The following is a 23,868-nucleotide window of genomic DNA, read 5'->3' as shown; positions in this document are numbered from 1 at the left end:
GAACGGTTTGGGTGTGATTCAAGAGTGTCGGTGATTTGGAGGCCGACATGTTTGAAGACGATCGCCCGCGGCTGCGGGTTTTGCTGGACCATTTTAGTCTCGTTGAGGATGAGCGGGAGCAATGGCGGGTCGCCCATCCGTTACCCGAGGTGCTTCTTCTGGTCGTTTGCGGGACGATCGGCGCATGCGACGATTTTGACGAGRTCGTCGAATGGGGAGAGGATAACCTGGCGTTTTTACGTCGGTTTCTTCCCTATCACCATGGCATACCGGGTTCGCGCTGGCTGCGCATTCTGCTCAACCGGATCGATCCGGACCTGTTTTCGAACTGCTTCATATCCTGGGCGGCGACGCTTCGACCCGATGCTCCGGCGCTGGTGGCGATTGACGGAAAGACCTCGCGCGGCAGTCATGACCGGGCCAACGGCCGGGCGGCGCTGCATCTCGTCTCGGCTTTCGCCACCCGTGAACGGCTGGTTCTTGGACAAGAGGCAGTGGCAACGACAAGCTGTGAGCAGGACACCATCCCCTTGCTGCTGGAACGGTTGGCCGAAAARGATCGCCTGAAAGGCGCGCTCGTGACCATCGACGCCATTGCCTGCAATGCCAAAACCGCCYAGGCGGTGCTCGATGCAGGCGCTGATTACCTCCTGGCGGCCAAGGCCAATCAGCCCGGCCTGATGGGTGAGATCGAGCGCTTCTTTGCCGACGCTCCGGCAAACCTCACCTCAACCGTGACCGAAGTCGACAAGGGCCATGGCCGGGTCGAAGAGCGGCGGGTCACCGTCTCCACTCAAATCGACTGGCTCTCCGGCGACAGGCGCTTTCCCGGCGAATACCGCTTCCCGTCCATCGCCACCATCGTCAAGGTGCAAGCACAAGTCTATGAAAAGTCCAGGCAAAGCAGCCAGGTCCGCTTCTATATCTCCTCRCGGTCGATGACCGCGCTCCAGTTCGCCGAGGCCATACGTGGCCATTGGGCCATCGAGAACTCCCTCCATTGGGTACTCGACGTCACCTTCAACGAGGATGCCGCCCGATCTCGAACCGGGCATGGACCAGCCAACATGGCCGTCGTCCGACACTTCGCCATCAACATGGTTCGAAGCCATAACGACAAGCGCAGTATCAAACTCAGACGAAACAAAGCAGGCAGAAACCCACAATACATGGCCGAAATCATCCGAGCATGACTGTTAACCCGGATTCAGCGCCGTGGCGTCGCTGGTGGCTCTATAAACATCAATGTCGAAATATGACATGGGCAAGAGACACTCGCTGGGTTCTGACACCATCGTACATTCAGGATGACAGTGAGCGCGACGAACAGCCCACTGCTTTCGGCGTTGACGGGATCGCAATAGCACTTTCTTTTAGAACTTCTGCTTTGCCCGCTTCGGCATAAAATAGGTTCGGATATTGACGAGTGCTTCGGCGACGGCAGCAGCATCCTGGTGGGTCGCTTTCCGTTTTGTCTCGCCGAGCTTGCGGATCGGCGCGATGATATCCCCAGTGACGGCATGACCTCGAAGGACAGGCTGCCAAAGCCTCGGCGCGTATCCTGTTCCGAGGAGAAAGCAGATGTCCCAATCGAATGGATCAAGGGTCTGATCATCGATCCTGGTGAACCTGGGCCGGTGGTCTTTCGGTCTCTCGGAAAGGCTTGCAGATATCCGATTATACTCCGCCACGATCGTCTGCACGGCCCGATGTTCGGTTGTTTCCATTGGCAGGTTCAGGGCATCCGGGCCGGTCAGTTCCGGGATCCATTGGCGTGGGTCGATGAACTTCGGGCCGATGATGAGGGCCGTAAGATAGCCATCGAGACTGCTCATTGACCAGATAGGCGATGGCGGACGACGTCTCCTGATAAAGGCTTCGAATGCGTCGTCATCGAGCTTCGGTCGCGGCGTCATCTCCTGGCTGTTCTGTGTCATGCCGCTTGTCGCTCCTGCTGTGTCATCGCTTCGCGCTCGGCGTTCCAGGCCCAAGGCAAAAGGCTCTCCATCTCGTTGGCTTTGACTTTGCCGGAGATGATGCGTTCCAGCACATCGGCAAGCCAGGCGTCGGGGTCCACGCCGTTAAGCTTTGCCGTGTTCACGAGCGATGCCAGGACCGCGAAGGTCTGGCCACCCCGCTCGTTGCCCACGAATAATGAGTTCTTTCTCGTCAGAGCCACGGATTTCATTGAACGCTCGACTACGTTGGAGTCCACCTCGATCCGGCCATCATCGAGGAAGGCTGTCAGGCCGCCCCAGTGGTTGAGCATGTAAGTGACTGCCTTGCCAAGTGCTGATTTCGACGACACCTCGTCGCTCAGTTCGGTGAGATGGACCTTCAGCTCCCTCATGATGGGAGCCGCCTCACGACGCCTGCCGCTAAGCCGGGTATCTTCATCTTCCCCTCGTAGTTTTGCTTCGATGCGATAGATTTCTGCAATCCTGGCAAGGATCGACAAGGCCTCCGAAGAGCCGGTCAGTTTGACGACATCAACGAACTTTCGCCGTGCATGGGCGAGGCAGAAGGCCAGCCGCATGGGGGCAACGTTGCTCTTGCCGCGTCGTTTGACCATGGTTTTATAGGCTTGGTATCCATCAACCTGAAGCACGCCGGCAAACGACGACAATTGCCCCTCGATCTCGCGCGCACTGCGGCTTTCGGCAAAGATATAAGCAACCGCCGGCGGCGCCGGACCATTCCAGGGGCGGTCGTCAACCGCTTGCGCCCATAACTGGCAGACCTTGGTTCGCTTGCGTCCTGGATCGAGGCGCGGAAGCGGCGTCTCGTCACAGAACACCCTCGGCTGCGAGCGGATGAAGGCGGTCAGCGCATCGTAGAGGAGCTCAAGCCACCAGGCGACACGCGTGACCCATGCCCCGAGCGTACCGCGATCAATGATGACGCCGCAGGAGGCCAGCATTTGCGCCTGTCTGTTGAGCGGGAGATGCCAGGCAAACTTCGAAACAGCGACATGCGCGGCAAACGCCGTGGTCACCATGCCACCGTCCATCACGCGTGCCGGTGCGGACGCCTGCACAACAACACTTTCGCAGGCCCGGCATGCATAGCGTGGCCGGATCGTCCGTTTCACCCGGACAACCGCAGGCACGATGTCGAGCGCCTCGCTGACATCAGTGCCGATGCAATGAAGTTCGAACGAACAGCAGGGGCAAGTCTTGCTCTCTGGTTCGATGACCTCGTCATACCGCGGAAGGTGCTTGGGCAAGCGGCCGATATTGCGCGCTGGCGATCGCCGTGCCTGCATTTTGTCTTCAATGACCGGCACGACATCGTCATTGGCAGCAACGGGAATGTCGCTTAGATCGCCAAGATCGAGCATTGCCTGCGTCGGATCGAGCACTGTCATCTTCTCCGATTTCGTCCCGAAGAGCTGGCGCTCAAGGAAGACCACGCGCGCCTTAAGGTCGGCATTCTCTTCGTTGAGCGAGAGAATGATCCGGGTCAATTGCGCAGTGTCCTGGGGCAAGGGATCGGGTCGAAGCGGCATGACGGACCCTACCACATGAGCCTGAATCTTCAAGCAAAACCAATAGGATCAACCAACTTTCAAGGGCCGCTTCACTGGGTTCTGCTTCACCCTTGTCCAGTCAATACCGGCAACCAAAAGTGAGAACTCTTCGCGCGTCATCTGCATGGCGCCATCGCGGATCGGTGGCCAAACGAACTTGCCTGCCTCCAACCACTTCGTCGCTAAAATCATGCCTGATCCGTCCCAGTAAATGCAACGAAGCCGATCAAGACGCTTGGCGCGGAACACGAACACGTCGCCGCAATAGGGTTATGTGGCGCGCCACATAACCCTTTTTATGCATCGGGTGAGATTTTGTGGCGGAGCCGTCATGGCGCCAGCCGGGGACTGCCAAATCTGGCATCTTCCGCCACATAATGTTTTAGCTTAGATGCTGTTCAGCAGTTGCAGAACGGCATCGGTGGGCCGGAAGCGCGTCCCGTAATCGCCCTTGATGCCCGCCTTTTCGAGTCCGTTACGCATCATCTCGACATCCGCGGCGGCATAGCGGTGGGTGGTGGCGACCTGTGCGTGCCCGAGCCAGGCTTGAATCGTCAAAAGATCCACGCCGGACTGGAGAAGCTTCATGGCAAGGGAGTGCCGGAAGATGTGTGGCGATATGGGCTTTTCGGCCAAATCCGGCCTTGTGGCCACTGCCTTGGCCGCCGCTCGTCGTACGATGTGGGTCGCCCCGAAGCGCGTCAGGCGCTCATTGTGGGCACCGATAAAGATCGGTCGTGGTTCGTGGTTGGTGATTCCGCGCTCGCGCAACAAGGCCGCCAGCGCTCTCGCCAGATCCTGAGGAACGGGGATGACGCGATCTCTGCGCCCCTTACCGTGCAATAGCACCTGCGAGTGCGGGCGTCCCAACTGAAGGTCGTCAGCATTGACACCGATGGCTTCGGAGACCCGCGCGCCGGTCCGCGCCAGGAACAGCAGAAACGCGCGGTCGCGCCGACCACGGGGCGTCCTCTGATCGGGCGCCGCAATGACGGTGTCCACTTCTGCGTCGGTGAGATGGTGCGTCACCTCAATGTGCGCGCGTTTTGTGGGAATCGTCAGCACGCGTTGCGCGACACCAAAGGACGCCGGGTCGGCGGCTGCCACATGGTGGAAGAAAGATCGTATCGCAGCTAGTCGGGCATTACGCGTGGCGACGGTGTTGTTCCGCTTCTCCTCGAGTTCGTCGAGAAATGCGAGAACGAGGTCTCGATCGAGATCTTCGAGCACCAACGCCGCCGGCCTCTTCCGCAACCTGGCGGCGGCAAAGAGGATCAGCATGCGCAAGGCGTCGCGATAGCTCGCGACAGTCGCGGGAGTGGCGTTGCGCTGCTTGGTTAGGCGCCGGCGAAAGTAGGATTCCAGGAGCGGCGCCAGGAGCAGATGTTCGCTCATGCTGCACCTCCATCGAGGAAAGCGCGGTCCGCCGCAATGGCGAGAAGATCCGCCGAACCAGTGAGGTAGTAAGCGGTATCGCTGTAGCTGGCGTGGCCGAGATAGGTGGCGAGCAACGGGAGCAACGCCTGAACGTCTGCGCGCTGTTGATGCCAGAAGCTGAGGCGGGTCACGGCGAACCGGTGCCTGAGATCGTGCGGCCTTAAGGGCTTACCGCCATCAAGGCCGGAGAGCTTACGCACCTCGGCAAAACCGTTTTGCAGGCCGGTCGCTGAGAGGCGGTTGCCACGAGAGCTGAGGAAGAAGCCCTGGTCCTTGGGCGTGGGAAAAGCGGCGTCACGCTCACTGGCGTAGTGGCGAAGGGCAGCCTGGGTCGTCGTGTGAACTGGAACGAGACGGTCCTTGCGGAACTTCGTCTTCCGAACGAGAAGAACCCCGTTGGTCAGATCGACGTCGGAACGATCAAGCCTTACCACTTCGCCAGATCGCAGTCCCGAGCTTGCCAACAATCCGATTAGCGTTGCCATCGTCCGCCCCCTGAGAGGGATGCTTGGCGAAATGCGCGCACATGCGTCGATGAGCGACGCCAACTCTGACTCGCTGAGGATCCGCGGCGGCGGAATTGCCCTGGATCTGGGAAAGACCCTACGCTCCAAGCTCTCGGTTTGGGCGTCATAGACGGCGAGATACTCGTAGAATCTGCGGAGCACGCCGTGACGAGTGGTGCGGCTGTTGGCGGCCCCGCCGAACGATAGGACGAAGTCCAGCGCCATCGTCCGGGTGGCGGGCGCGTCGATTTGAGTGCGTTCAACGTAGCGGACAAAAGCGCGCAACGTACCAGCTTGCTTACTGAAGGCATAGCCGAGCGAGTGGCGCAGTTCGATGTAACGCTCAACCTTCTCGCCGAGGAATCGGGCAAAGGCGGTCATGCGGCGCCTCCCGGAAAGGGGAGTGCGACCTCGGCGAGTTGCGAGGCCGCAACCTTCACGTACAACGCCGTTGTGTTGATGCTCCGGTGGCCAAGAAGATCGGCGACCTCGTTGATTGGCCTTTGCTGCCTGACGAGCTGGGTGGCAAGGCTGTGGCGCAGGAGATGCGCACCTGCGACTCGCCCAAGTTCGACCCCGCCATGCCGCAACCGCTTCCGCACGATCCTCGAAACAGGCGACGCGCACTTGAACGGCCCCAGCGGCGGCGTGAAGGACAGGAACAGATACGGACTATCCACCTTCGGTCGAGCGCGCAGGATGTAATCGGCGAGTGCGGCGCCGGTCTCCTCTAGGAGTGGCACCACCCGATCACGCTTGCCCTTGGTGCGCCGGACAAAAACCTCGCCAGTACGCCAGTCGATATCCTTCAGCCGAATGGCGCGTAACTCGCCGTTGCGAATGCCCGTAGTGGCGAGCAGCAGCAGGACGGCTCGATCGCGGATGTCGACCGGCGTCGTTGCGCCGATCGCATCGATCGCCTGCCGAACGTCATCCCATGCAAGGCGTGGCGGCAAATGTGCCAAACGCCAAGAGGGCGTCCTTGGGACAACGCCGGCGAGATCTTGGCGATGGTAGCCAGCCCAATACAAAAACCGAAGAAATGTTCGAGTGTGAGCAGTCGCTGCCGTGCGGCTGCCGGAGGTCGCCGATAGCGACAGCCGATGCTCGACAGCAGCAAGGACCTGCTCAGCCGTCAACGGCTCGAGGTCCTGGCCGAGATGGTGATGGCGGAACCAATCCAGAAAGCGGCGGCCGCCCAGAAGAACGCCTCGCGGCAAACTGGCTAAAGCGCGCAATCCGKCTCAGGTAAATCTTGGCAGACGCTCGCTTATAACCGAGCGTGAAAAAATGCTCCGCGAAGCGATCCATCTCGCCGCCGAGCGCACCGCTACGCAGACGCTTGAGTACCCCACGATACGAAAAATAGAAGTCGAGCATATTGCCCCTCCAGTATTGCGGCGCAGGGGGATCCCGCGCCCGTCAGAGAGGCATGAAATATTATGTGGCGGAGAATTCTAGATTTGGCAGTCCCCGGCTGGCGCCGTAATGGCTCCGCCACAAAATCTCACCCGATGCATAAATATGGATCGGCCGCAAGGGCTGACGCCACCAACGCCACCAGGCCATTCATGCCGCGCCGGAAGTCGACAGGTCGCGTCGCAACCATGATCTTCACACCGCTTGGTGAAAGTCCGATCACCGGCGCCCTCGCAACACCGCCACCATCGCCTGCGCCAACTCGGGCGCCACCGAGCCGATAACCGTCATGCGTGCGCCCGCAATTTCGATCTCAATTCGGCCAGCAAGAACCTCCGAGGCATTCGATGGCGAGCCTTCGTGTCGTGCGCCATCCCCAACCACTGTCACCGGCACGAACACGGCAGACGGCAAACTGGCCTTTGCCGACCGTTGAGAGGTTAGTCCGGCATCCCGTCGCCACACATTCAGCAAGCCGCGATTGACGCCCCAGCGCCGGGCAACGGCCGAGATGTTCACGTCAGGTTCTGCGCTTTCCGCAAGGATCTGCGCCTTCTCCTCGTCAGTCCAATTCCGCCGCTGGCGCCGACCGGTGATCACCTCGATCCGGCGATACTTTCCCTCATGCCTGGCTTCATGCATGCCTTCATCCATGACTTCAAGCATGGCATCAACGCGATCTCCAACCATTCCATTCCGCTCCTATCGATGAAGGAGCTTATCTCACGGCCTCATTCACAAAAGAAAAGGTGGGTTGTTCGTCGCGCTCACGGATGACAGTAGTTTGCCACAGCAATATTAGACGTCGTCGCACGTCCTCTCAGAAAAAATTTACAAAATCTTCGCGTTCGCAGATTGCTCGGCAATGATACGTTCACCCGCAAATCCGCGGAGAGGCGTGCGTAAAAACTGATGGAAATTCATCCTCAGCTCGCCTGAAAGCACGCCACATGGAGGTTGACGCCAATGAAAGGAAGAACACTCATCTTAATTGAAGGTTCACGGGCTAATGGCCCGCTGTACGTCCAAGCGGCTCAGCGGCTTGGTCTCCATCTTATTACTCTGTCTGCAGATCCAGCTCAGTACGACTATCTTGGCGCGAACGAGGTTCAGACAATCTGTGTCGATACAGACGATCTCGATGCGTTAATCCGCGAATGCTACCAGTTAAGCACGACTTATGAGATTGCTGGCATTACCGGGTTTCCAAGCCCGAGCGAGACAGTCTATGCAACAGTTGCCCGACTCTGTCGACACTTCACTCTACCTGGACCGGACCCCGCATCGATTGATCGATGCTGCGACAAATTTGTGCAACGCCAAGTACTCGCGGAATACGGAGTTCCAGTACCTGCTTACCGCTTGGCAACAGATGCAATGGAGGTGGAATGCTCAGCGGAGAAGATTGGTCTGCCGGTGATACTAAAGCCAACCGCAGGCCTCGGCGGCAGCGGTGTCCGATTGTGCCGGGATGCCAAAGAGTTAGCTCAACATACGAGCCATCTGCTCGACGGAGATCACCCGTGGCAATCTTCGCCGAAGATACTCGTCGAAGAATTCGCACAAGGCCCGTACTACGGCGCTAATACAATGGGAAACCAAGTCATTGCAATTGGTACCGCTGACTTCGGCCCCCCGCCACATTTCGTCTTTCGTGAATACACCTTTCCTGCCCCGCTGACTGAAACCGAACTTCAACGCATCATCGATGTTTCACTTAGCTGCTTGCGAGCTCTCGGTCTTGGATGGGGACCGGCAAACATTGAATTCCGATGGACGAACGATGGCCCAGTTGTCATTGAAGTTAATCCCCGCCTTCCGACCGGGGAAGCTAGACTGGTTCAACTGGCGTACGGCGTTGATTTGATCACGGCGCACATCAATCTTGTCATCGGCCAACAAATTTGTGACTTGCGAGCAAAGCATTCGCACATAGCAGCAGTGAGGAGCCTGCTTCCGGAGGGCGATGGCATCCTCGATTGGATCAGTGGTGACAATCGCGCGGCTGCTGTACCGGGTGTCAACGAGGTCAAATTTTACGTTACACCAAAGGCACAAATCGTCAGAAGAGGTGATTATTTAGACTCGATTGGACATGTCATCGCATGTTCGTCAAGTCGTTCTCAGACAGAAATGATGCTGGAGCGTGCCGTTAATCTGATCAGGTGGTCAATCGCACCATTTCCGTCCCTTTGCGAACCGGACGAAATATCGACCTCAATCTCCGGGGCGAAGGAGGCGCCTCGCGAAGGATGATCTAAATAAGAGTTTGCAAGGCCTTCTTCTGGGAGCTTCGTATTCCTTTTGCTAGTGCCCTCTTGTCAGATGGCAGGCTTGCCAACAAACAGTCATGTCTTGGACAACAGCGCGAACGATGCTGAAGGATACAGCATCACAGATCCGTTCAGTTAACTGCAGCGCCGATGCTTCTGTCCTCGCTTGACCATTTACGTTCTTGGGAGCGAGCGACTCATATGGGAAGATCGGGTCAAGAACTCCATCGCATGTTTTCTTCGGTCGCTCTTTCGGCATCCAAGGCTGAGCCTGTTCGCGTGAACGGGCCTGTTTCCATTGCCGGTTCAAACTCACATTCGGTCGCCGCGCCGAGCGGCTGCACCATCATTCCGCTTGCGTTGCGGCAAAGGCTCGGGAGGACGAGACCATTCTTAGTAGCGGCGTTTGAAGCCATGTCGCGATCGGGCGAGTCGCGGAGGGACTTCACCCTCCGCGCTCTCAGAACCGTGCGTGAAACTGTCGCTTCACACGGCTCCCATCAGACGAACTTACCGGTTATTCCGAGCTGCCAATGCACGAAAAGCTTCGTTCGACTTTGGGCAAGGCGTTGTAGAAATTTCCCTGCTTGGGTCGAACGGGCATAGCGCTTGAACTTCCTTCTCACCCACACGCACAGCGTCTGATTGACGTAACGCCGCAAGGCATCCAGCGCCGATGGCGTAAACCGCCCGTAATACGCAATCCACCCCCGGAGGAGCGGATTGATCTCGCGAGCAATGTCGGCCAGCGACACATGCGTTTTCTGTCGGAGTTTCAAGTCCCGGATCGTCGCCCGCATGTGGTTCAGCGCCGAGGGAGCAACCCCCGGCGTAAATCGGCAGAACAGTCGCCCATTTTGCGGATTTCTCACCACTCGCGGTCGAAAACAGTATCCGAGAAAGTCAAAGCTGACGTTCGGATACGTTCCCCTGCGTTTGGGGTCTTTGCAGTAACCGATCTTGGTTTTGGTGGGATGCATTTCCAGCTGGCATTCCGCCAGCCTTGCTTGAAGGGCAGCCTTGACGGCCTCCGCTTCCTGTTCGGTCCGGCAGTGCACCAGACCGTCATCCGCATACCGGCACCATGGGAGGTCGGGGTATGTCCGGTTAGAGATCAAATGCGTAGTGCAGGAACAGATTTGAAAGAATCGGACTGACCACACCCCCTTGCGGGGTACCGCGATCCGCCCTATCCTTTGTCCATCCTGTTCCAAGGGCGCCGTCAGCCATCTTTCGATATAGAGCAACGCCCCTTGACCCTTGACATGCTTGTGGACCGCCTTGAGCAAGAGATCGTGCGCCAAGTTGTCATTTAGGCCCTTGATATCAAACTCTAAAACCCAATCATATTTCCAGCACCGCTGACGCGTGATCCCTACCGCGTCCAGAGCAGATTTGCCCGGTCGGTAGCCGTAGGAATCTGGCCGGAAGATCTGATCAAGTTCCGGTTCAATGAGCCGTTTGACCACCATTTGCGCGATCCTATCGCTCACGGTGGGCACACCCAAAATCCGCTGGCCCCCAGTCTTTTTGGGAATGGGGACGGCACGGACCGGTGGCGGAAAGTAGCTTCCCGAACTCATCCCGTTCCAGATCTTGTAGAGATTACCCTTCAAGTCGGCTTCGAACTGCTCGATCGTCTGCCCATCCACTCCGGCCGCACCACCATTGGATTTGACCGCTTTATAAGCTTCGTACACCAGCCGCTTATCGATCCTAAACGGCTTGTCTGTCGTATCCGCCGACGTCATCCTGTCTCCAGTTGTTTCGAAAATACGACCACCTGATCCGAGCCCTTTGCTCCAGCTCCATTAAAGCGCCTTCATCACTACTACGGGTCGGTTCGCCCCAACTTCCTGTATCTGTACTCTCGCCTCACGGTGATGTGCCGCTTGTGCTTCTCCCTTGGCATCAGAAAGCTGGTTCCTGCAGTTCCGCGCAAAAGCCTGTGACCGACTCACGCCCTCTCACCGCCGACCGCCGTCCGCCCGATAATCAGGCTCCTGACGGACTTGTCTCAGAGGAACGAACCGCCCCTGATTTTGACGGTATCTGACCAGTTTACGACGAGTCTTCGAGGGTTCACGTTTGTTCGTCTTTCGGACACGCACCTGCTCATGGTCATGCCATGAGCTTTTGATCCGACGCTCACCACCACGGCTCTTTACCGCAGCAAGCAGCTCGGACTGGTTTGGAACCTGCTCCTGAAAGCCGATCCCGAGGGGCCCACCCTCATCTTTCACGCAGCTTGTCCACACGTTAGTTGTTCATGTTGAACTCCCTTCATGTGTGCCTGCAGCACACGTTCGTCCCCCCTGGATCCGCCAGGATTGATCGCTCCTGGAAGATTACAGCGTAAACTCATAAAATTTCTTGGCATTTATCGACCGCCGTGATTCAAGGCTTCGAAATAGGGAAGCATTTGATGACGGTCGTCGCTACGAACTGACTGACCACGAATGGTCGATTATATCGCCGTTGTTACCCAACAAGCCACGCGGCGTTGCCCGCGTTGATGATCGGCGGGTACTGAATGGCATCCTCTGGCGGTTTCGAACGGGCTCGCCTTGGGCGGAAGTTCCGGAACGCTATGGCCCGCCGACGACCTGTTACAACCGCTTCGTCCGCTGGCGCAAAGCCGGGGTATGGGATCGGCTTCTTGAAGCGGTGTCCAAGGCCTACGATGGCGACATCGTCATGATCGACTCGACCTGTGTCCGCGTTCACCAGCACGCGGACACGGGAAAAAAGGGATGGAGACGATGGTGGCATGGGACGTTCCCGCGGCGGCCTTACGAGCAAAATCCATGCGCTCGTCGATGCCGAAGGTCGCCCGGTCAATCTGCGTCTGACTGGTGGACAGATCGCCGATTGTGCCGAAGCCGACGCGCTGACGGATGAGCTTGGCGAGGGGGACATCCTGCTGGCCGACAAGGGTTATGACACGAATGCCATACGGGCTAAGGCCGCCGAGAGAAAGGCCTGGGCCAACATCCCGCCGAAGAGTAATCGCAAGGGCTCTTTGTATTTTCGCGCTGGGTCTATCGGCAACGTAATCTCGTGGAACGGTTCTTCAACAGGATCAAGCAGTTCCGAGGCATCGCAACCCGATATGACAAGCACCCGGAAAACTACCTCGCCGCCGTAAAGCTCGTCGCAACAAGAATATGGTGCCAGAGTTTATGAGTCGACGCCGTAGAGAATTTGGCTTGCTGCGGTCATTCTCTTCTTTCGAAACGGACCGTCGTGTTCGCCTTATCGGATGTCCGCCACGTCCTCGCGTGTCACTTCATTTTCGTAATTGTTGCCGAAATTTGTGCGCACGTAGTTAACGACGGCAGCAACTTGGTCATCGCTCATCATATGACCGATAGGTGGCATGCCTGTATGCCCGTGGAGCACCAAGTAAACTGGGTAATCCCCGACCACTAGATTCTGATTTTGAGTAAGGGCCGGATATTTGCCTGCCCCCATCGCACCTTCCCCATGGTTCATATGACAAGCGGCACAGACGTTCGCATACAGCGCTTCCCCGCTTTGTTCACTGAAGTTCTCACCGTCGCTCAACATTACTTGGGCTCCGACGGGGACAGCGAGCGCCATCGTCAAGATTGAAACAACAACGGAGCCTAGAGGCCCTTTGGAGTTTTTCGCCATCGGAAAAAACCTTCAATTGGTCGCAACGTATTATCAGCCAGCCATGATGCGCTTATGAAGCCTTGTGATTGCGTCTAGTGAGGAGAGAATCGCCCCCTCCATCCAGGCCGGGACTTGGGATGCATGCTCGCCGGCGATTACTACGCGACCGTCGATCTTGCAAAGATTATTGAAGTGTTCCCTGCGGGTGTCTTCCGTCCAGTCCCCGGCGCAGCCAAGTGTAAACGGGGAGCGATGCCAGGCCCAGGAAACGCCATTTTCGAACTCCTCTTTGTATTGAGGATGGATCCGCGCACCGTATTCGACAACCCGCTTCACGCGTTCCTCGGGAGCCATTGACGTGAACTCATAGGAATTCGGCCCATTCCAAGTGTAACAGCCCAGCAGAACGCCCTTTCCCTTCGTATTGAAGTCACTGCTTGGATAAGAAATCTGCCGGATCGGCAGATTGGTGTAGCTCACGCCCCCGAAAATCAGGTCATCTTCCTCCCAAAAACGACGCTTGAACTGTAGGCCTACCTTCACGGATGATGCATAGGGTACAGCTTTGATCGCTGCGAGCATTTCGGCGCTGACATTGATGTCGATTTGACTGAGGATCGTCAGGGGAATCGTACATACGCACCAGTCGCCGCTCGCCCGCTGTATTGTACCGGGATTCTCGCTGTCTTCGTAATAGGCCGTGACGCGCTTCTCGTCCTGCTCGATCTTTGTCACCTTGGCGTTATAGGTGACGAGGTCGTCCACTTCCTTGCTGAAAGCCTTGCCAATCAGGTCGATGCCGCCACGTGGCTGGAACATGGTTGTTTGGAATTCATAGCGCGCAAAAGCGGCTAGATCGCTCCAAAGGCCCGAACCTAGTATTTCGGAAAGGCTCAGCGGCTTTCCGGACGTTGGCACGACGCTATTTCTCCCCGCGCGATAGGCTTCGACCGAACCGCGAAACTCTCTCACGTGTGTGCTATTCTGGTAGGCATAATTCTCATCCAACGCGCCCCAGGAGCGAAGGGCCTCAAGTAGCATCTCCTGATCTTCCTTAGTGACACTCCCTTCGAGTGCGCCCTTGCGCGTCACCTTACACAGCAGCTCTGATATGTGTCCCCGAATATCGGTCATAACGTAACGCACTCGCTGCGGCTTGCCGCCGCCCCCCCTTGTGGAGTGCAGGAACGCGTTGTGGTTGAGTTGTTGGAAGGGCTCTAGCACCACGCCCAGCCGCTTGCAGTATGCGAGCAAGCCATGGTGATGATACGGAATTCGCCACGGACCAGGATTGATGTAAAGCCCCTCATCAAATTCACAATTCCGGATCTCGCCGCCCAGTTCCTTCACGCTATCGCCGCCGCGTATCGTCCAATTTCGGCCACCTACTCGATTGTTGTATTCCAGTATTTTCACGTTGTAACCGGCCTGACGCAGTTCGAGTGCTGCCGTCATACCCGCCAATCCTGCTCCAAGAATCAAGACGGAAGTGTCCTTCGGAGCGCCTTCCAGCTTTATTGGTCCGTTGTATCTAGACTCACCAGCCAGCCCGAGCGTAGTCATGGCGTGGTACATCGTCATACTGCCTGCAGTCATACCGATTAGCGATAGAAGATTGCGCCGGTTTAAGCCAACTAGCTTATCTTGTGCCATTTTCCGTCCTCTCACTGTCCGTGCCAAAACTGTAAGTTTGCGAAGCCCTTTGAAACTTTTTTTATCCATTCAATCGCTATGCCACCACGGCAACTAGTACCGCTCCTAAGAGATTCTGACTGGTGAGCTAGCGTAGGATTGGCAGCGCCTCAGGTTCTACGAGCAATTGAATGCTTCGCGCTTCTCCAGGCTGGCATTGAATGAGGCCGGCTTTTTCCAGGGTTATCACCATCTGGTGTACAGACGGTGCGGTCACCTCAAAGTGGCGACGCATGTCCGCTTCTGCCGGGGAGCGTTTGAAGATCCTGGTATAGGCATAAATGAAGACCAGGTATCGGCCCTGCAACTGCGTGAACTGTGGCGCTCCGGCAGGAGGCTCCTTGTCTCGTTGCGCGGGCTTATCCCAGGATGACGAAACGGTCCTGGTTTCGACGACGCTTGAATTTCTTAACGACGCGTCTTCGGATGGTTCACTTTCGTTCGTCTTTCGGACACGCACCTGCTCGATCTCGTCCGAACTTTTCATCCGACGCTCACCACCACGGCTCTTTACCGCAGCAGCTCGGACTGGTGAGACCCGCTCCCGAAAACCGATCCCGGAGGGCCAGCCTCCATCATTCACGCAGCTTTACGACACAGTGTCAGTTCATACTGAACTCCTTCCGTGCCTCTGCAGCATACTCTCGTCACAGAATACCCCCGGCTGCGAGCGGATGAAGGCGGTGAGCGCATCGTAGAGAAGCTCCAGCCACCAGGCGACCCACGTGACCCAGGCGCCGAGCGTGCCGCGATCGATCATGACGCCGCAGGAGGCCAGCATCTGCGCCTGTCTGTTGAGCGGGAGATGCCAGGCAAACTTCGAAACAGCGACATGCGCGGCAAACGCCCGTGGTCACCATGCCACCGTCCATCACGCGCGCTGGTGCCGACGCCTGCACAACAACGCTTTCGCAGGCCCGGCAGGCATAGCGCGGTCGGATCGTCCGTCTGACCCGGACAACCGCAGGCACGATGTCGAGAGCCTCGCTGACGTCCGTGCCGATGCAATGAAGTTCGAACGAACAGCAGGGGCAAGTCTTGCTCTCCGGCTCGATGATCTCGTCATAACGCGGAAGGTACTTGGGCAAGCGGCCGATATTGCGCGCTGGCGATCGCCGTGCCGGCGTTTTGTCTTCACCGACCGGCGCGACATCGTCATTGGCAGCAACGGGAATGTCGCTCACATGGCCAAGGTCGAGCATTGCCTGCGTCGGATCGATGATCGTCATCTTCTCCGATTTCGTCCCGAAGAGCAGGCGCTCAAGGAAGGCCACGCGCGCCTTAAGGTCGGCATTCTCTTCGTTGAGCGAGAGAATGATCCGGGTCAGTTGCACGGTGTCCTGGGGTAAGGGATCATGTCGAAGCGGCATGACTGGCCCTACCATAGGAGCCTGAATCTTCACGTAAAACCGACAGGATCAGCCTGCTTTTGAGGGCCTCCTCACAGCGTTTCGTTTGACGCGCGTCCAGTCAATACCGGCTAGCAAAAGCGAGAACTCTTCGCGCGTCATCTGCATGGCGCCATCGCGGACCGGGTGGCCAAACGAACTTGCCAGCCTCCAACCACTTGTACCTTATCTGAGAATGCAGCCTCGACCAGCACAGATCAGCAGCTAGTGCTGGTTACACATCAGTTTCATCCGCTTTTCGGACGGCAACGGGCCTCTAATCGACAATGATGCTCTGAAAAAGATCGAAGCGCATGTCGATGACGCTGTCAAAAAAGGGGCGATGGTTCGCTGCGGCGGTCGTCGGATCGGCGCGAAGGGAACATTTTTTGAGGCGACCGTCATCACCAACGTCGTCGGTTCGATGCGGATCGCGCAGGAAGAGACGTTCGGTCCGCTGGCGCCGATCATCCGTTATGATGACCCGGAGCAGGTGATTCGGGAAGCCAACGATACGATCTACGGCCTCGCCGCCTATTTCTACGCCTCGAACCTCAAACGCGTCTGGCGCGTGGCCGAGGCGCATGGTTGGCATCAACACTGGCCGCATGTCATCGGAGGTGGCACCCTTCGGAGGCATCAAGCAGTCCGGCATTGGACGCGAAGGCTCTCGGCACGGTCTCGAGGACTATCTCGAAATGAAGTACCTCTGCATGGGCGGCCTCTAACGCTGGTTGCCGCCCTCCAACATCGACGCCGGGTTCGACGATGTTAAGATCCGGATCACCTCAAAAAAAGAGGCTGCCGTCGACACATGTCCTACGGCAGCCAAGTCGCGTGGGAGGCGAATTTATTGCCAGGGCCATCGAAGAATCGCTGGCTCTCTAGTCTTACTGAGTCACAAAAAACGGGAGATTCGCGGTTTGCGATGATGTGCTAGCGTGGCGATTCGTGGTCAGCAGGAGCAAGCTGAGATGAATGGCCTGAGCGGAAGAAGTGAATCAGACTTTGCGGATTATGTCGAGAGGCTTGTCGATGTGATCGGCCATGCCGATCGGGCAGAGCCGCTGAAGGATTACTGCCTTGGCCTCATGCTGCCGGTGGAGCGCAAGAGTGTCGAGCCTCTGGCAGCGGTAACGGCACCGGCGAGGGTTTCGTCCAAGCATCAGTCGTTACTGCATTTCGTCGGTCAGGCGCCGTGGTCGGACGAGGCGCTTCTGCGGCGGATTGGCGATTTGGTGCTGCCGCTGATCGAGCGACATGGGCCGATCGAGGCGTGGATTGTAGATGACACCGGCTTTCCCAAGAAGGGCAGGCATTCGGTCGGGGTGGCGCGGCAATATTGTGGCCAACTCGGCAAGCAGGACAACTGCCAAGTCGCGGTCAGCTTGTCGATCGCCAACGTCGCAGCGAGCCTGCCGATTGCCTACCGGCTGTATCTACCCGAGATCTGGGCCGACGATGCCGAGCGGCGGCGCAAGGCGAAGATCCCTGACAGCGTCGCATTCCAGACCAAACCGGCCATCGCGCTGGAGCAGATCCGAGCCGCCCAGGCAGCCGGAGTGGCGCCCGGTGTGGTGTTGGCCGATGCCGGCTATGGCGTGGACGGCGCATTCCGCGCCGGCCTGTCGGCACTCGGCCTCGACTATGTCGTGGGCGTGCAGCCGACACTCAGCGTCTGGCGATCAACACTGACCTCAACTCTCGCTTCGCCGCCGTGCGCGTCAGGCCCGCGTCCAGGGATTACAAATTGACCGAGCCCCGCGCCGAGGAATGGCTGCTGATCGAATGGCCCGAGGGTGATGCCGAACCACTCAAATACTGGCTCTCCACTCTCCCGGCCGCCGCTTCGCTCGCAAAGCTCGTCAGCACCGCCAAGCTGCGCTGGCGCATCGAGCGCGACTATCAGGAACTCAAACAGGAACTCGGGCTCGGCCACTATGAGGGACGCGGTTGGCGCGGCTTCCATCATCATGCAAGCCTCTGCATTGCCGCTTACGGATTCCTCATCTCCCAAAGGGAGACGATTCCCCCCTCAGCGCCGCCCGAAACCAAAAACCGCCCGCAATCTGGCCTTCCCCAGGGTTATCGACCCCGCGGAGCCCCCGATCCGACCCGAGCGACACGTGTCGAATTCGATCGCCACAATCCGAAGGCACTTGACCGTCGCACTCAGTCGCAACCTCCAGCGATGTCCATGCTGCTCCCGGATGAAGGATCGATAAAATCCACAAATTTGTGACGCAGTAAGACTAGGCAGGCAATTGATCAGATTCCTATCGCTTCATAAGCATCGGCGATCTGCCGGATCGACGCGACATAGGCGGCGGTCCGGTAGTCACCGAGTTCCGGTTGCTGTTCGATGAGGTCGGCGATCCGTGTCCAGGTGCTGCGCATGACGTCTTCGAGGCCGGACCGGACGAGGTCGATCTCGGCGCCGCCTTCGAGGAATTCATCGCGGATATCGGCGGGGAATTCCTTGCCGGTCATGCGTTCCAGCGCCATTGCGATGGTCTGGTTGCGCCGCTCGCGCCGGCGCCGTTCCATCAGACCGAAGGGAATATGCGTCAGGTTCTTTACCCACTCGAAGTAGCTGACGACGACACCGCCGGCATTGACGTAAAGATCGGGAAGAACGGTGATCCCTCGGGTGCGAAGCACCTTGTCAGCCTCGAAGGTGATCGGGCCGTTGGCCGCCTCGACGACCAAATTTGCCTTGATGCGGTCTGCATTGCCCGCATGGATGGCATTCTCCATGGCCGCCGGAATGAGGACGTCGCATGGCTGCGCAATGCCCGTCATATCGCCGGCAAACGAGGTGGCGTCTTCGAAGCCGAGAATGCTGCCGGTCTTGATATGATGCTGCTTCAGCGCCTCGATCGCAAGACCATCGGCGTTGGCGACATAGCCGTCGCGTTCGGCAACAATCGTCACCCGGGCACCGTCTTCTTCAGAGACGAACTTTGCCGCATGGTAGCCGACATTGCCGAAGCCCTGGACGATGATTGCAGCACCCTTCAGATCGCGCTTGCCGTTCAGGCCGGCAGTGCGCGGATCGCGGAGATAGCTCTGGATGGCGAACTGCACGCCTCGGCCGGTTGCCTCGGTGCGGCCGGCAATACCGCCCTTCGACAGCGGCTTGCCGGTGACGCAGGCGCGCGCGTTGATGACATCGGTCGGATTGGCGCGGCGGAACTCGTCCATCATCCAGGCCATTTCCCGCTCGCCGGTGCCGATGTCGGGTGCCGGGACGTTGACGCCGGGGCCGATCAGGCCGCGCTTGTTGAGTTCCTGGGTGAAGCGGCGGGTGATGCGCTCGAGCTCCTGCGGCGTCCATTCGCGCGGATCGATCTTTAGCGCGCCCTTCGAGCCGCCGAACGGCACATCGACCAGCGAGCATTTGAGCGTCATCAGCGCTGCCAGGGCCTCGACCTCTTCAGCATCGGCATTCGACGCATAGCGAATGCCGCCCTTCACCGGCTCGCAGTGCTCGCTATGGACCGAGCGCCAGCCGATAAAGCTGTACATGCGACCCCGCAGGCGGACGCCGAACCGAACCGTGTAGGTCGAGTTGCACTGCATGATCCGCTCCGACAGGCCTTCCGGCAGGTCGAGGAATGTCATGGCATGACGGAAGTTTTGGTCAACGCTATCCAGGAAGCCTGCGGAGCTGGTTTCTCCGGCTTGCACGTTGCGTTGTGGTATTGCGTTCACTGGGGTGTTCCTCCTTGGTGGGAAAGTTTCGGGCCGAAGCTGTGTCAGCTCAGCAGAACTCGACGGTCGGCATTGCGCACGAGCAGGGCGTAGATCAGTGTGAACAGCCGGCGGGCGGTGTCGTTGTCGATGTTCACTTTCGCTGACAGCCGGCTTTTCAGCAGTTCGGCTGCCTCGTTATGGACGCCGCGCCGGCCCATATCGATCGCCTCAAGCCGTTCAGGGCCTGGGTGGCGGATGGCGTCGTAGTAGCTCTCACAGATGCGGGTGTAGTCTTTCAGCAATCGGCGGAACGGCGTCAGCGACAGGTAGTGACTGACGACATGCTCGCMATGGGCATCGGCGACATGTAACGCGAGGCGCCCGTCGGCCGCCGCAATCGTGAGGCGGTATGGCCCGCCATCGTGACCGACCGGAATGAAGGTGTTGGATTCCAAGAGGTCGATAACCGCGAGCGCTTGCTCCCGCTCAATTCTCGCGTCCCGGCCAGCGAACGACCGGTCGAGCGATACGTCGCAGAGACGGTACTCGGCGGAGGCCATGGCCCTGCCTCCTCACATCGCTTCCACGCACATGGCGACACCCATGCCGCCGCCGATGCAGAGCGTTGCCAGACGTTTCCTGGCGCCGCGGCGCTTCATTTCGAAGAGCAGCGTGTTGAGCACGCGGGCGCCGGAGGCACCGATCGGATGGCCGATGGCGATGGCGCCACCATTGACATTGACGATGCCAGGATCCCAGCCGAGGTCCTTGTTGACCGCGCAGGCCTGCGCCGCGAAAGCCTCGTTGGCCTCGACCAGCTCGACATCGCCGATCGCCCAGCCGGCTCTGGCCAGCGCCTTGCGCGAAGCCGGGATAGGGCCGGTGCCCATGACCTGCGGGTCGACGCCGGCCGTTGCCCAGGAGACGATGCGCGCAAGCGGCTGGATGCCGCGCTTGGAAGCCTGCGCTTCGCTCATCAGCAGGGTGGCGGCGGCGCCGTCATTGAGGCCGGAGGCGTTGCCGGCGGTGACCGTGCCTTCCTTGTCGAAGGCCGGACGCAGCTTGGTCATCTGGTCGAGCGTTGCGCCGTGGCGGATATATTCGTCCTGGTCGACGGTGACGTCGCCCTTGCGGCCATTGACGATGAAGGGAATGATCTCGTCGGCGAAACGCCCAGCCTTCTGTGCGGCCTCGGCCTGGTTCTGCGAGGCGAGTGCGAACGCATCCTGCTCCTCGCGGCTGAGCTGCCACTGACGGGCGACGTTCTCGGCGGTGATGCCCATATGATAACCGTAGAAGGCGTCGGTCAGGCCGTCCTTGATCATCGTGTCGATCATCTTGAAGTCGCCCATCTTCATGCCGCCAGCGACGATGATATCCGCATCACCGGTTGCAATCTGCTGCATGCCGAGCGCGACGGCGCGAAGGCCCGAGCCACAGAGCTGGTTCATGCCCCAGGCGGTCTTTTCCTGTGGGACACCCGCCTTCATCGCTGCCTGGCGCGCCGGATTCTGGCCCTCGCCAGCCTGCAGCACCTGGCCGAGGATCACCTCGTCGACTTCACCCGCTTCGACGCCCGCGCGCTCAAGTACGCCCTTGATGACGGCAGCACCGAGCTCATGCGCCGGCGTGTTGCCGAAGGCGCCGTTGAAGGATCCGACCGCGGTGCGGCCAGCACTGGCGATGACGATCGATGGGATGCTCATGGTGGTCTCCTCTATGGTCCTCGCGAAGCCGGCACAGGCCGGCTCCAGCTACTCGGCAAAAGGCTCAGGCCTAGTTGACGATGGTCGCCTCGGTGGCGCTGCGGATCTCGCCGTCGGTGACGCCCTCGGCAAGCTCGACCAGCTTCAGTCCGCCATCGACGACGTCGAGCACACCGAGATTGGTGATGATCCGATCGACGACGCTTTGTCCGGTCAGCGGCAGGGTGCAGGCCTTCAGCACCTTGGATTCGCCTGATTTGTTGGTGTGGTCCATGACGACCACCACCCGCTTCACACCAGCAACCAGATCCATCGCGCCACCCATGCCCTTGACGAGCTTGCCGGGGATCATCCAGTTGGCGAGGTCACCGTTCTCGGCTACCTCCATCGCGCCCAGGATCGCCATCGCGATCTTGCCGCCGCGGATCATCGCGAAGCTCTGCGCTGAATCGAAGAAGGCGGAATGCGGCAGTGCCGTCACCGTCTGCTTGCCGGCATTGATCAGATCGGCATCGATCTCACCCTCGGACGGAAAGGGACCGATGCCGAGCAGGCCATTCTCCGACTGCAGCGTCACGTGGACGCCGTCAGGGATGTAGTTGGCGACCAGCGTCGGGATGCCGATGCCGAGATTGACGTAGGTGCCGTCTTGAAGTTCGCGTGCAGCGCGCGCCGCCATCTGGTTTCTGTCCCAGGCCATGTGTTTCTCCCCAGCCTCAAGCCGCCGCGCGCGTGGTGCGCTGTTCGATGCGTTTCCCGTGCTGACCCTGGATCAGGCGATGCACGTAGATCCCCGGCACATGGATGTGATCGGGATCCAGGCTGCCGACCGGGACGATTTCCTCGACTTCAGCGACACAGATCTTGCCGCATGTGGCGGCCGGCGGATTGAAGTTGCGGGCCGTCTTGCGGAAGACGAGATTGCCCGAGGTATCCGCCTTCCAGGCCTTGACGATCGACAGGTCGGCGACGATTCCAGTCTCGAGAACGAAGACCTCTCCATCAAAGACCTTGAGTTCTTTTCCTTTCGCGACGACGGTGCCGACGCCGGTCTTGGTGTAGAAGCCGGCAATGCCGGCGCCGCCGGCGCGCATGCGCTCGGCAAGTGTTCCCTGGGGGTTGAACTCGAGCTCGAGTTCACCGCTCAGATATTGCCGCATGAACTCGGCGTTCTCACCGACATAGGACGAGATCATCTTCCGGATCTGCCTGGTCGTCAGCAGCACGCCAAGGCCGAAGTCGTCAACACCGCAATTGTTCGACGCGATTGTCAGGTCCTTGGTGCCAGCTTTGCGGATCGCATCGATCAACAGCTCCGGAATGCCGCAAAGGCCAAAGCCACCCGCCGCGATGAACATGCCGTCGAACAGCAAGCCCTCAAGTGCTGACGTCGGATTGTCGAAGATTTTGTTCATTCTCCCCCCATCAGGTTCGGCTGTTGCGGCGCCGAGGCGCCGCCTGGATTCATTCACTTGGGTTCGAAAGTCCGGCAGCGGTATCAAACGGCTGCTAGGTCCCTTTACCCACGGTTGATACAAACGACCTTTGGCTGGGTCATCTCTTCATAGGCGAAGCGCACGCCTTCCCGGCCCATGCTGCCGTATTTGGAGCCGCCGAATGGCATGGCATCGAAGCGGTAGTCTGAGGAGTCGTTGATCATCACGCCGCCAGCTTCGATCCTGGCTGCGGCGTCAAGTGCGACATTGAGGTTGCTGGTGAAGATGCCGGCGTGCAGGCTGTATTCGGGTTCATTGGCCAGCTCGACCGCTTCATCGAGCGTCTCGAACGGTGCAAGCATGACCACGGGCGCAAACACTTCTTCGTGCCACAGGCGGCAGGTCACCGGCGTACCTTCCAGCACCGTCGGGTGATAGAGCGACCCTTCGCGTTTGTGGCCGCAGAGCAACTTCGCGCCGGCGGCGATGGCGTCGTTGACGGCTGCTTCGGTGCGTTGGGCGACCTCCTTGGAGATCATCGGACCGACATCTGTGTCCTCCTTCAGCGGATCGCCGGCCTTGAGTTTGTTCGTCGCCGCCACGAAAGCATCGCGGAAGCGCTCATAAAGCTCGGCCTGGACAAGAACACGCTGGGCGCCGATGCAATTCTGACCGGCTGCCCAGAAGGCGCCGGAGACGCATCCTTCAACCGCCTTGTCGAAGTCGCAGTCGTTCATGACGATGACCGGCGCATTGCCGCCAAGCTCCATCGCGAGTTTCTTAAGGCCCGCCTTGCGGCTGATCGCTTCTCCGGTAGCGAAGCCGCCGGTAAACGACACCATGCGAACCTCACGCGCGGAGACGAGAGCCGAGACGATCTCGCGATCGCCGTGAACGACGGTGATGATCTCGGGTGGCAAGCCCGCTTCCACCAAGGCTTCGACAAGCTTGATCGAGGAGAACGGCGTCAGGTTTGACGGTTTCAGCAGAACCGCATTGCCGCCKGCAATCGCCGGACCGAGCTTGTGCGCGACCAGGTTCAGCGGATCGTTGTAAGGTGTAATGGCGGTGATGATCCCGAGCGGCTCGCGGGTGAACCAGCCCTGACGCTGTTCCGAGCCGACATAGGCATCGAACGGTACGATCT

The 23,868-nt window shown here is 59.1% G+C and carries 19 protein-coding genes and 7 pseudogenes; 6 read left to right on the top strand and 20 right to left on the bottom strand.

What is annotated here, in order from left to right:
- The first annotated feature begins 47 nt into the window (after window positions 1-47).
- Window positions 48-1,193: an ISAs1 family transposase gene (locus QD409_RS24995; protein WP_414091572.1), complete on the top strand. Its 1,146-nt coding sequence runs from the start codon at window positions 48-50 to the stop codon at window positions 1,191-1,193.
- A gap of 180 nt (window positions 1,194-1,373) precedes the next feature.
- Here the strand turns inward: QD409_RS24995 and QD409_RS24990 are convergent, their stop codons facing one another.
- From QD409_RS24990 to QD409_RS24965, 6 genes and pseudogenes are all read right to left on the bottom strand, one after another.
- A complete protein-coding gene (locus tag QD409_RS24990; RefSeq protein WP_004128954.1) occupies window positions 1,374-1,937 on the bottom strand; it encodes a UPF0149 family protein in 564 nt (187 codons plus the stop codon).
- Window positions 1,934-3,508 (bottom strand): IS66 family transposase, encoded by a 1,575-nt coding sequence (gene tnpC, locus QD409_RS24985; protein WP_004128951.1) that lies wholly within the window; start codon window positions 3,506-3,508, stop codon window positions 1,934-1,936. Before tnpC ends, QD409_RS24990 begins: the two co-directional genes overlap by 4 nt.
- Before the next feature lie 48 nt (window positions 3,509-3,556).
- Window positions 3,557-3,799, bottom strand: a pseudogene (gene tnpB / locus QD409_RS24980) (IS66 family insertion sequence element accessory protein TnpB); the annotation flags it as partial.
- A 117-nt stretch (window positions 3,800-3,916) separates the two neighbouring features.
- Window positions 3,917-4,924: a tyrosine-type recombinase/integrase gene (locus QD409_RS24975; protein ID WP_004126146.1), complete on the bottom strand. Its 1,008-nt coding sequence runs from the start codon at window positions 4,922-4,924 to the stop codon at window positions 3,917-3,919.
- The gene (locus tag QD409_RS24970) at window positions 4,921-5,853 is read right to left on the bottom strand and encodes a tyrosine-type recombinase/integrase (RefSeq protein ID WP_004126144.1); all 933 of its coding nucleotides are present in this window, start codon (window positions 5,851-5,853) and stop codon (window positions 4,921-4,923) included. Before QD409_RS24970 ends, QD409_RS24975 begins: the two co-directional genes overlap by 4 nt.
- Window positions 5,850-6,428, bottom strand: coding sequence for a site-specific integrase (locus tag QD409_RS24965; RefSeq protein ID WP_240535524.1), 579 nt, complete (start codon window positions 6,426-6,428; stop codon window positions 5,850-5,852). The genes QD409_RS24970 and QD409_RS24965 overlap by 4 nt, the downstream gene beginning before the upstream one ends.
- Before the next feature lie 147 nt (window positions 6,429-6,575).
- On the opposite strand from QD409_RS24965, the gene QD409_RS24960 reads away from it, so the two are divergent.
- Window positions 6,576-6,701 carry a hypothetical protein gene (locus QD409_RS24960; protein ID WP_276307848.1) on the top strand — a complete coding sequence of 42 codons (126 nt, stop codon included), beginning with the start codon at window positions 6,576-6,578 and terminating at the stop codon, window positions 6,699-6,701.
- A 293-nt stretch (window positions 6,702-6,994) separates the two neighbouring features.
- Here QD409_RS24960 and tnpB (QD409_RS24955) read toward each other — a convergent pair.
- Window positions 6,995-7,114 (bottom strand): annotated as a pseudogene (gene tnpB, locus QD409_RS24955) (IS66 family insertion sequence element accessory protein TnpB); the annotation flags it as partial.
- Window positions 7,111-7,581 (bottom strand): IS66-like element accessory protein TnpA, encoded by a 471-nt coding sequence (tnpA, locus tag QD409_RS24950; protein ID WP_004128939.1) that lies wholly within the window; start codon window positions 7,579-7,581, stop codon window positions 7,111-7,113. The gene tnpA and the pseudogene tnpB (QD409_RS24955), both read right to left, overlap by 4 nt.
- 276 nt (window positions 7,582-7,857) lie before the next feature.
- Between tnpA and QD409_RS24945 the strand changes: the two genes are divergently transcribed.
- The gene (locus QD409_RS24945) at window positions 7,858-9,147 is read left to right on the top strand and encodes an ATP-grasp domain-containing protein (protein WP_004128937.1); all 1,290 of its coding nucleotides are present in this window, start codon (window positions 7,858-7,860) and stop codon (window positions 9,145-9,147) included.
- Window positions 9,148-9,664: 517 nt separating this feature from the next.
- Here the strand turns inward: QD409_RS24945 and ltrA are convergent.
- On the bottom strand, window positions 9,665-10,915 hold the full coding sequence (gene ltrA, locus QD409_RS24940; protein WP_004128932.1) for a group II intron reverse transcriptase/maturase: 1,251 nt from the start codon (window positions 10,913-10,915) through the stop codon (window positions 9,665-9,667).
- Between the two features lie 694 nt (window positions 10,916-11,609).
- Here ltrA and QD409_RS24935 point away from each other — a divergent pair.
- Window positions 11,610-12,350, top strand: a pseudogene (locus QD409_RS24935) (IS5 family transposase).
- A 69-nt stretch (window positions 12,351-12,419) separates the two neighbouring features.
- Here QD409_RS24935 and QD409_RS24930 read toward each other — a convergent pair.
- The 5 genes and pseudogenes from QD409_RS24930 to tnpB (QD409_RS24910) form a co-directional block, all read right to left on the bottom strand.
- Complete coding sequence (locus tag QD409_RS24930; RefSeq protein WP_245276724.1) at window positions 12,420-12,734, bottom strand: c-type cytochrome; 315 nt, start codon at window positions 12,732-12,734, stop codon at window positions 12,420-12,422.
- Window positions 12,735-12,854: 120 nt separating this feature from the next.
- On the bottom strand, window positions 12,855-14,456 hold the full coding sequence (locus QD409_RS24925) for a flavin monoamine oxidase family protein (protein WP_004128922.1): 1,602 nt from the start codon (window positions 14,454-14,456) through the stop codon (window positions 12,855-12,857).
- 127 nt (window positions 14,457-14,583) lie between these two features.
- A complete protein-coding gene (locus tag QD409_RS24920; protein ID WP_376766909.1) occupies window positions 14,584-14,982 on the bottom strand; it encodes a LexA family protein in 399 nt (132 codons plus the stop codon).
- Between the two features lie 141 nt (window positions 14,983-15,123).
- Window positions 15,124-15,865: pseudogene (locus QD409_RS24915) on the bottom strand (IS66 family transposase); the annotation flags it as partial.
- A gap of 48 nt (window positions 15,866-15,913) precedes the next feature.
- Window positions 15,914-16,064: pseudogene (gene tnpB / locus QD409_RS24910) on the bottom strand (IS66 family insertion sequence element accessory protein TnpB); the annotation flags it as partial.
- A 90-nt stretch (window positions 16,065-16,154) separates the two neighbouring features.
- On the opposite strand from tnpB (QD409_RS24910), the pseudogene QD409_RS24905 reads away from it, so the two are divergent.
- A pseudogene (locus tag QD409_RS24905) lies at window positions 16,155-16,611 on the top strand (aldehyde dehydrogenase family protein); the annotation flags it as partial.
- A 246-nt stretch (window positions 16,612-16,857) separates the two neighbouring features.
- A pseudogene (locus tag QD409_RS24900) lies at window positions 16,858-18,125 on the top strand (IS701 family transposase).
- Between the two features lie 26 nt (window positions 18,126-18,151).
- On the opposite strand, the gene QD409_RS24895 reads toward QD409_RS24900, so the two are convergent.
- The 6 genes from QD409_RS24895 to QD409_RS24870 all read right to left on the bottom strand — a co-directional run.
- Window positions 18,152-19,597: a Glu/Leu/Phe/Val family dehydrogenase gene (locus tag QD409_RS24895; protein ID WP_037136561.1), complete on the bottom strand. Its 1,446-nt coding sequence runs from the start codon at window positions 19,595-19,597 to the stop codon at window positions 18,152-18,154.
- A 44-nt stretch (window positions 19,598-19,641) separates the two neighbouring features.
- Complete coding sequence (locus tag QD409_RS24890) at window positions 19,642-20,139, bottom strand: UPF0262 family protein (RefSeq protein ID WP_430763958.1); 498 nt, start codon at window positions 20,137-20,139, stop codon at window positions 19,642-19,644.
- 12 nt (window positions 20,140-20,151) lie between these two features.
- A complete protein-coding gene (locus tag QD409_RS24885) occupies window positions 20,152-21,285 on the bottom strand; it encodes an acetyl-CoA C-acetyltransferase (protein ID WP_004128900.1) in 1,134 nt (377 codons plus the stop codon).
- Between the two features lie 70 nt (window positions 21,286-21,355).
- On the bottom strand, window positions 21,356-21,985 hold the full coding sequence (locus QD409_RS24880; RefSeq protein WP_004128898.1) for a 3-oxoacid CoA-transferase subunit B: 630 nt from the start codon (window positions 21,983-21,985) through the stop codon (window positions 21,356-21,358).
- Window positions 21,986-22,001: 16 nt separating this feature from the next.
- The gene (locus tag QD409_RS24875) at window positions 22,002-22,700 is read right to left on the bottom strand and encodes a CoA transferase subunit A (RefSeq protein ID WP_004128896.1); all 699 of its coding nucleotides are present in this window, start codon (window positions 22,698-22,700) and stop codon (window positions 22,002-22,004) included.
- Window positions 22,701-22,804: 104 nt separating this feature from the next.
- Window positions 22,805-23,868: aldehyde dehydrogenase family protein (locus QD409_RS24870; RefSeq protein WP_430763957.1), on the bottom strand; the 1,064-nt coding region annotated here is incomplete at its 5' end.

Origin of the sequence: Rhizobium sp. BR 315, assembly GCF_050577975.1 — a bacterium.
Classification (GTDB): domain Bacteria; phylum Pseudomonadota; class Alphaproteobacteria; order Rhizobiales; family Rhizobiaceae; genus Rhizobium; species Rhizobium miluonense.
The sequence above is the reverse complement of the archived record's forward strand: the minus strand, read 5'-3'. Positions and strand labels throughout refer to the sequence as shown.

Excerpts from the sequence above, each read along its gene's own strand:
- QD409_RS24990 (WP_004128954.1), bottom strand. The coding sequence starts at position 1,937 with ATGACACAGAACAGCCAGGAGATGACGCCGCGACCGAAGCTCGATGAC.
- tnpC (WP_004128951.1), bottom strand. The coding sequence starts at position 3,508 with ATGCCGCTTCGACCCGATCCCTTGCCCCAGGACACTGCGCAATTGACC.
- QD409_RS24975 (WP_004126146.1), bottom strand. The coding sequence starts at position 4,924 with ATGAGCGAACATCTGCTCCTGGCGCCGCTCCTGGAATCCTACTTTCGC.
- QD409_RS24970 (WP_004126144.1), bottom strand. The coding sequence starts at position 5,853 with ATGACCGCCTTTGCCCGATTCCTCGGCGAGAAGGTTGAGCGTTACATC.
- QD409_RS24960 (WP_276307848.1), top strand. The coding sequence starts at position 6,576 with ATGCTCGACAGCAGCAAGGACCTGCTCAGCCGTCAACGGCTCGAGGTC.
- tnpA (WP_004128939.1), bottom strand. The coding sequence starts at position 7,581 with ATGGTTGGAGATCGCGTTGATGCCATGCTTGAAGTCATGGATGAAGGC.
- QD409_RS24945 (WP_004128937.1), top strand. The coding sequence starts at position 7,858 with ATGAAAGGAAGAACACTCATCTTAATTGAAGGTTCACGGGCTAATGGC.
- ltrA (WP_004128932.1), bottom strand. The coding sequence starts at position 10,915 with ATGACGTCGGCGGATACGACAGACAAGCCGTTTAGGATCGATAAGCGG.
- QD409_RS24930 (WP_245276724.1), bottom strand. The coding sequence starts at position 12,734 with ATGTTGAGCGACGGTGAGAACTTCAGTGAACAAAGCGGGGAAGCGCTG.
- QD409_RS24925 (WP_004128922.1), bottom strand. The coding sequence starts at position 14,456 with ATGGCACAAGATAAGCTAGTTGGCTTAAACCGGCGCAATCTTCTATCG.
- QD409_RS24920 (WP_376766909.1), bottom strand. The coding sequence starts at position 14,982 with ATGAAAAGTTCGGACGAGATCGAGCAGGTGCGTGTCCGAAAGACGAAC.
- QD409_RS24885 (WP_004128900.1), bottom strand. The coding sequence starts at position 21,285 with ATGAGCATCCCATCGATCGTCATCGCCAGTGCTGGCCGCACCGCGGTC.
- QD409_RS24880 (WP_004128898.1), bottom strand. The coding sequence starts at position 21,985 with ATGGCCTGGGACAGAAACCAGATGGCGGCGCGCGCTGCACGCGAACTT.
- QD409_RS24875 (WP_004128896.1), bottom strand. The coding sequence starts at position 22,700 with ATGAACAAAATCTTCGACAATCCGACGTCAGCACTTGAGGGCTTGCTG.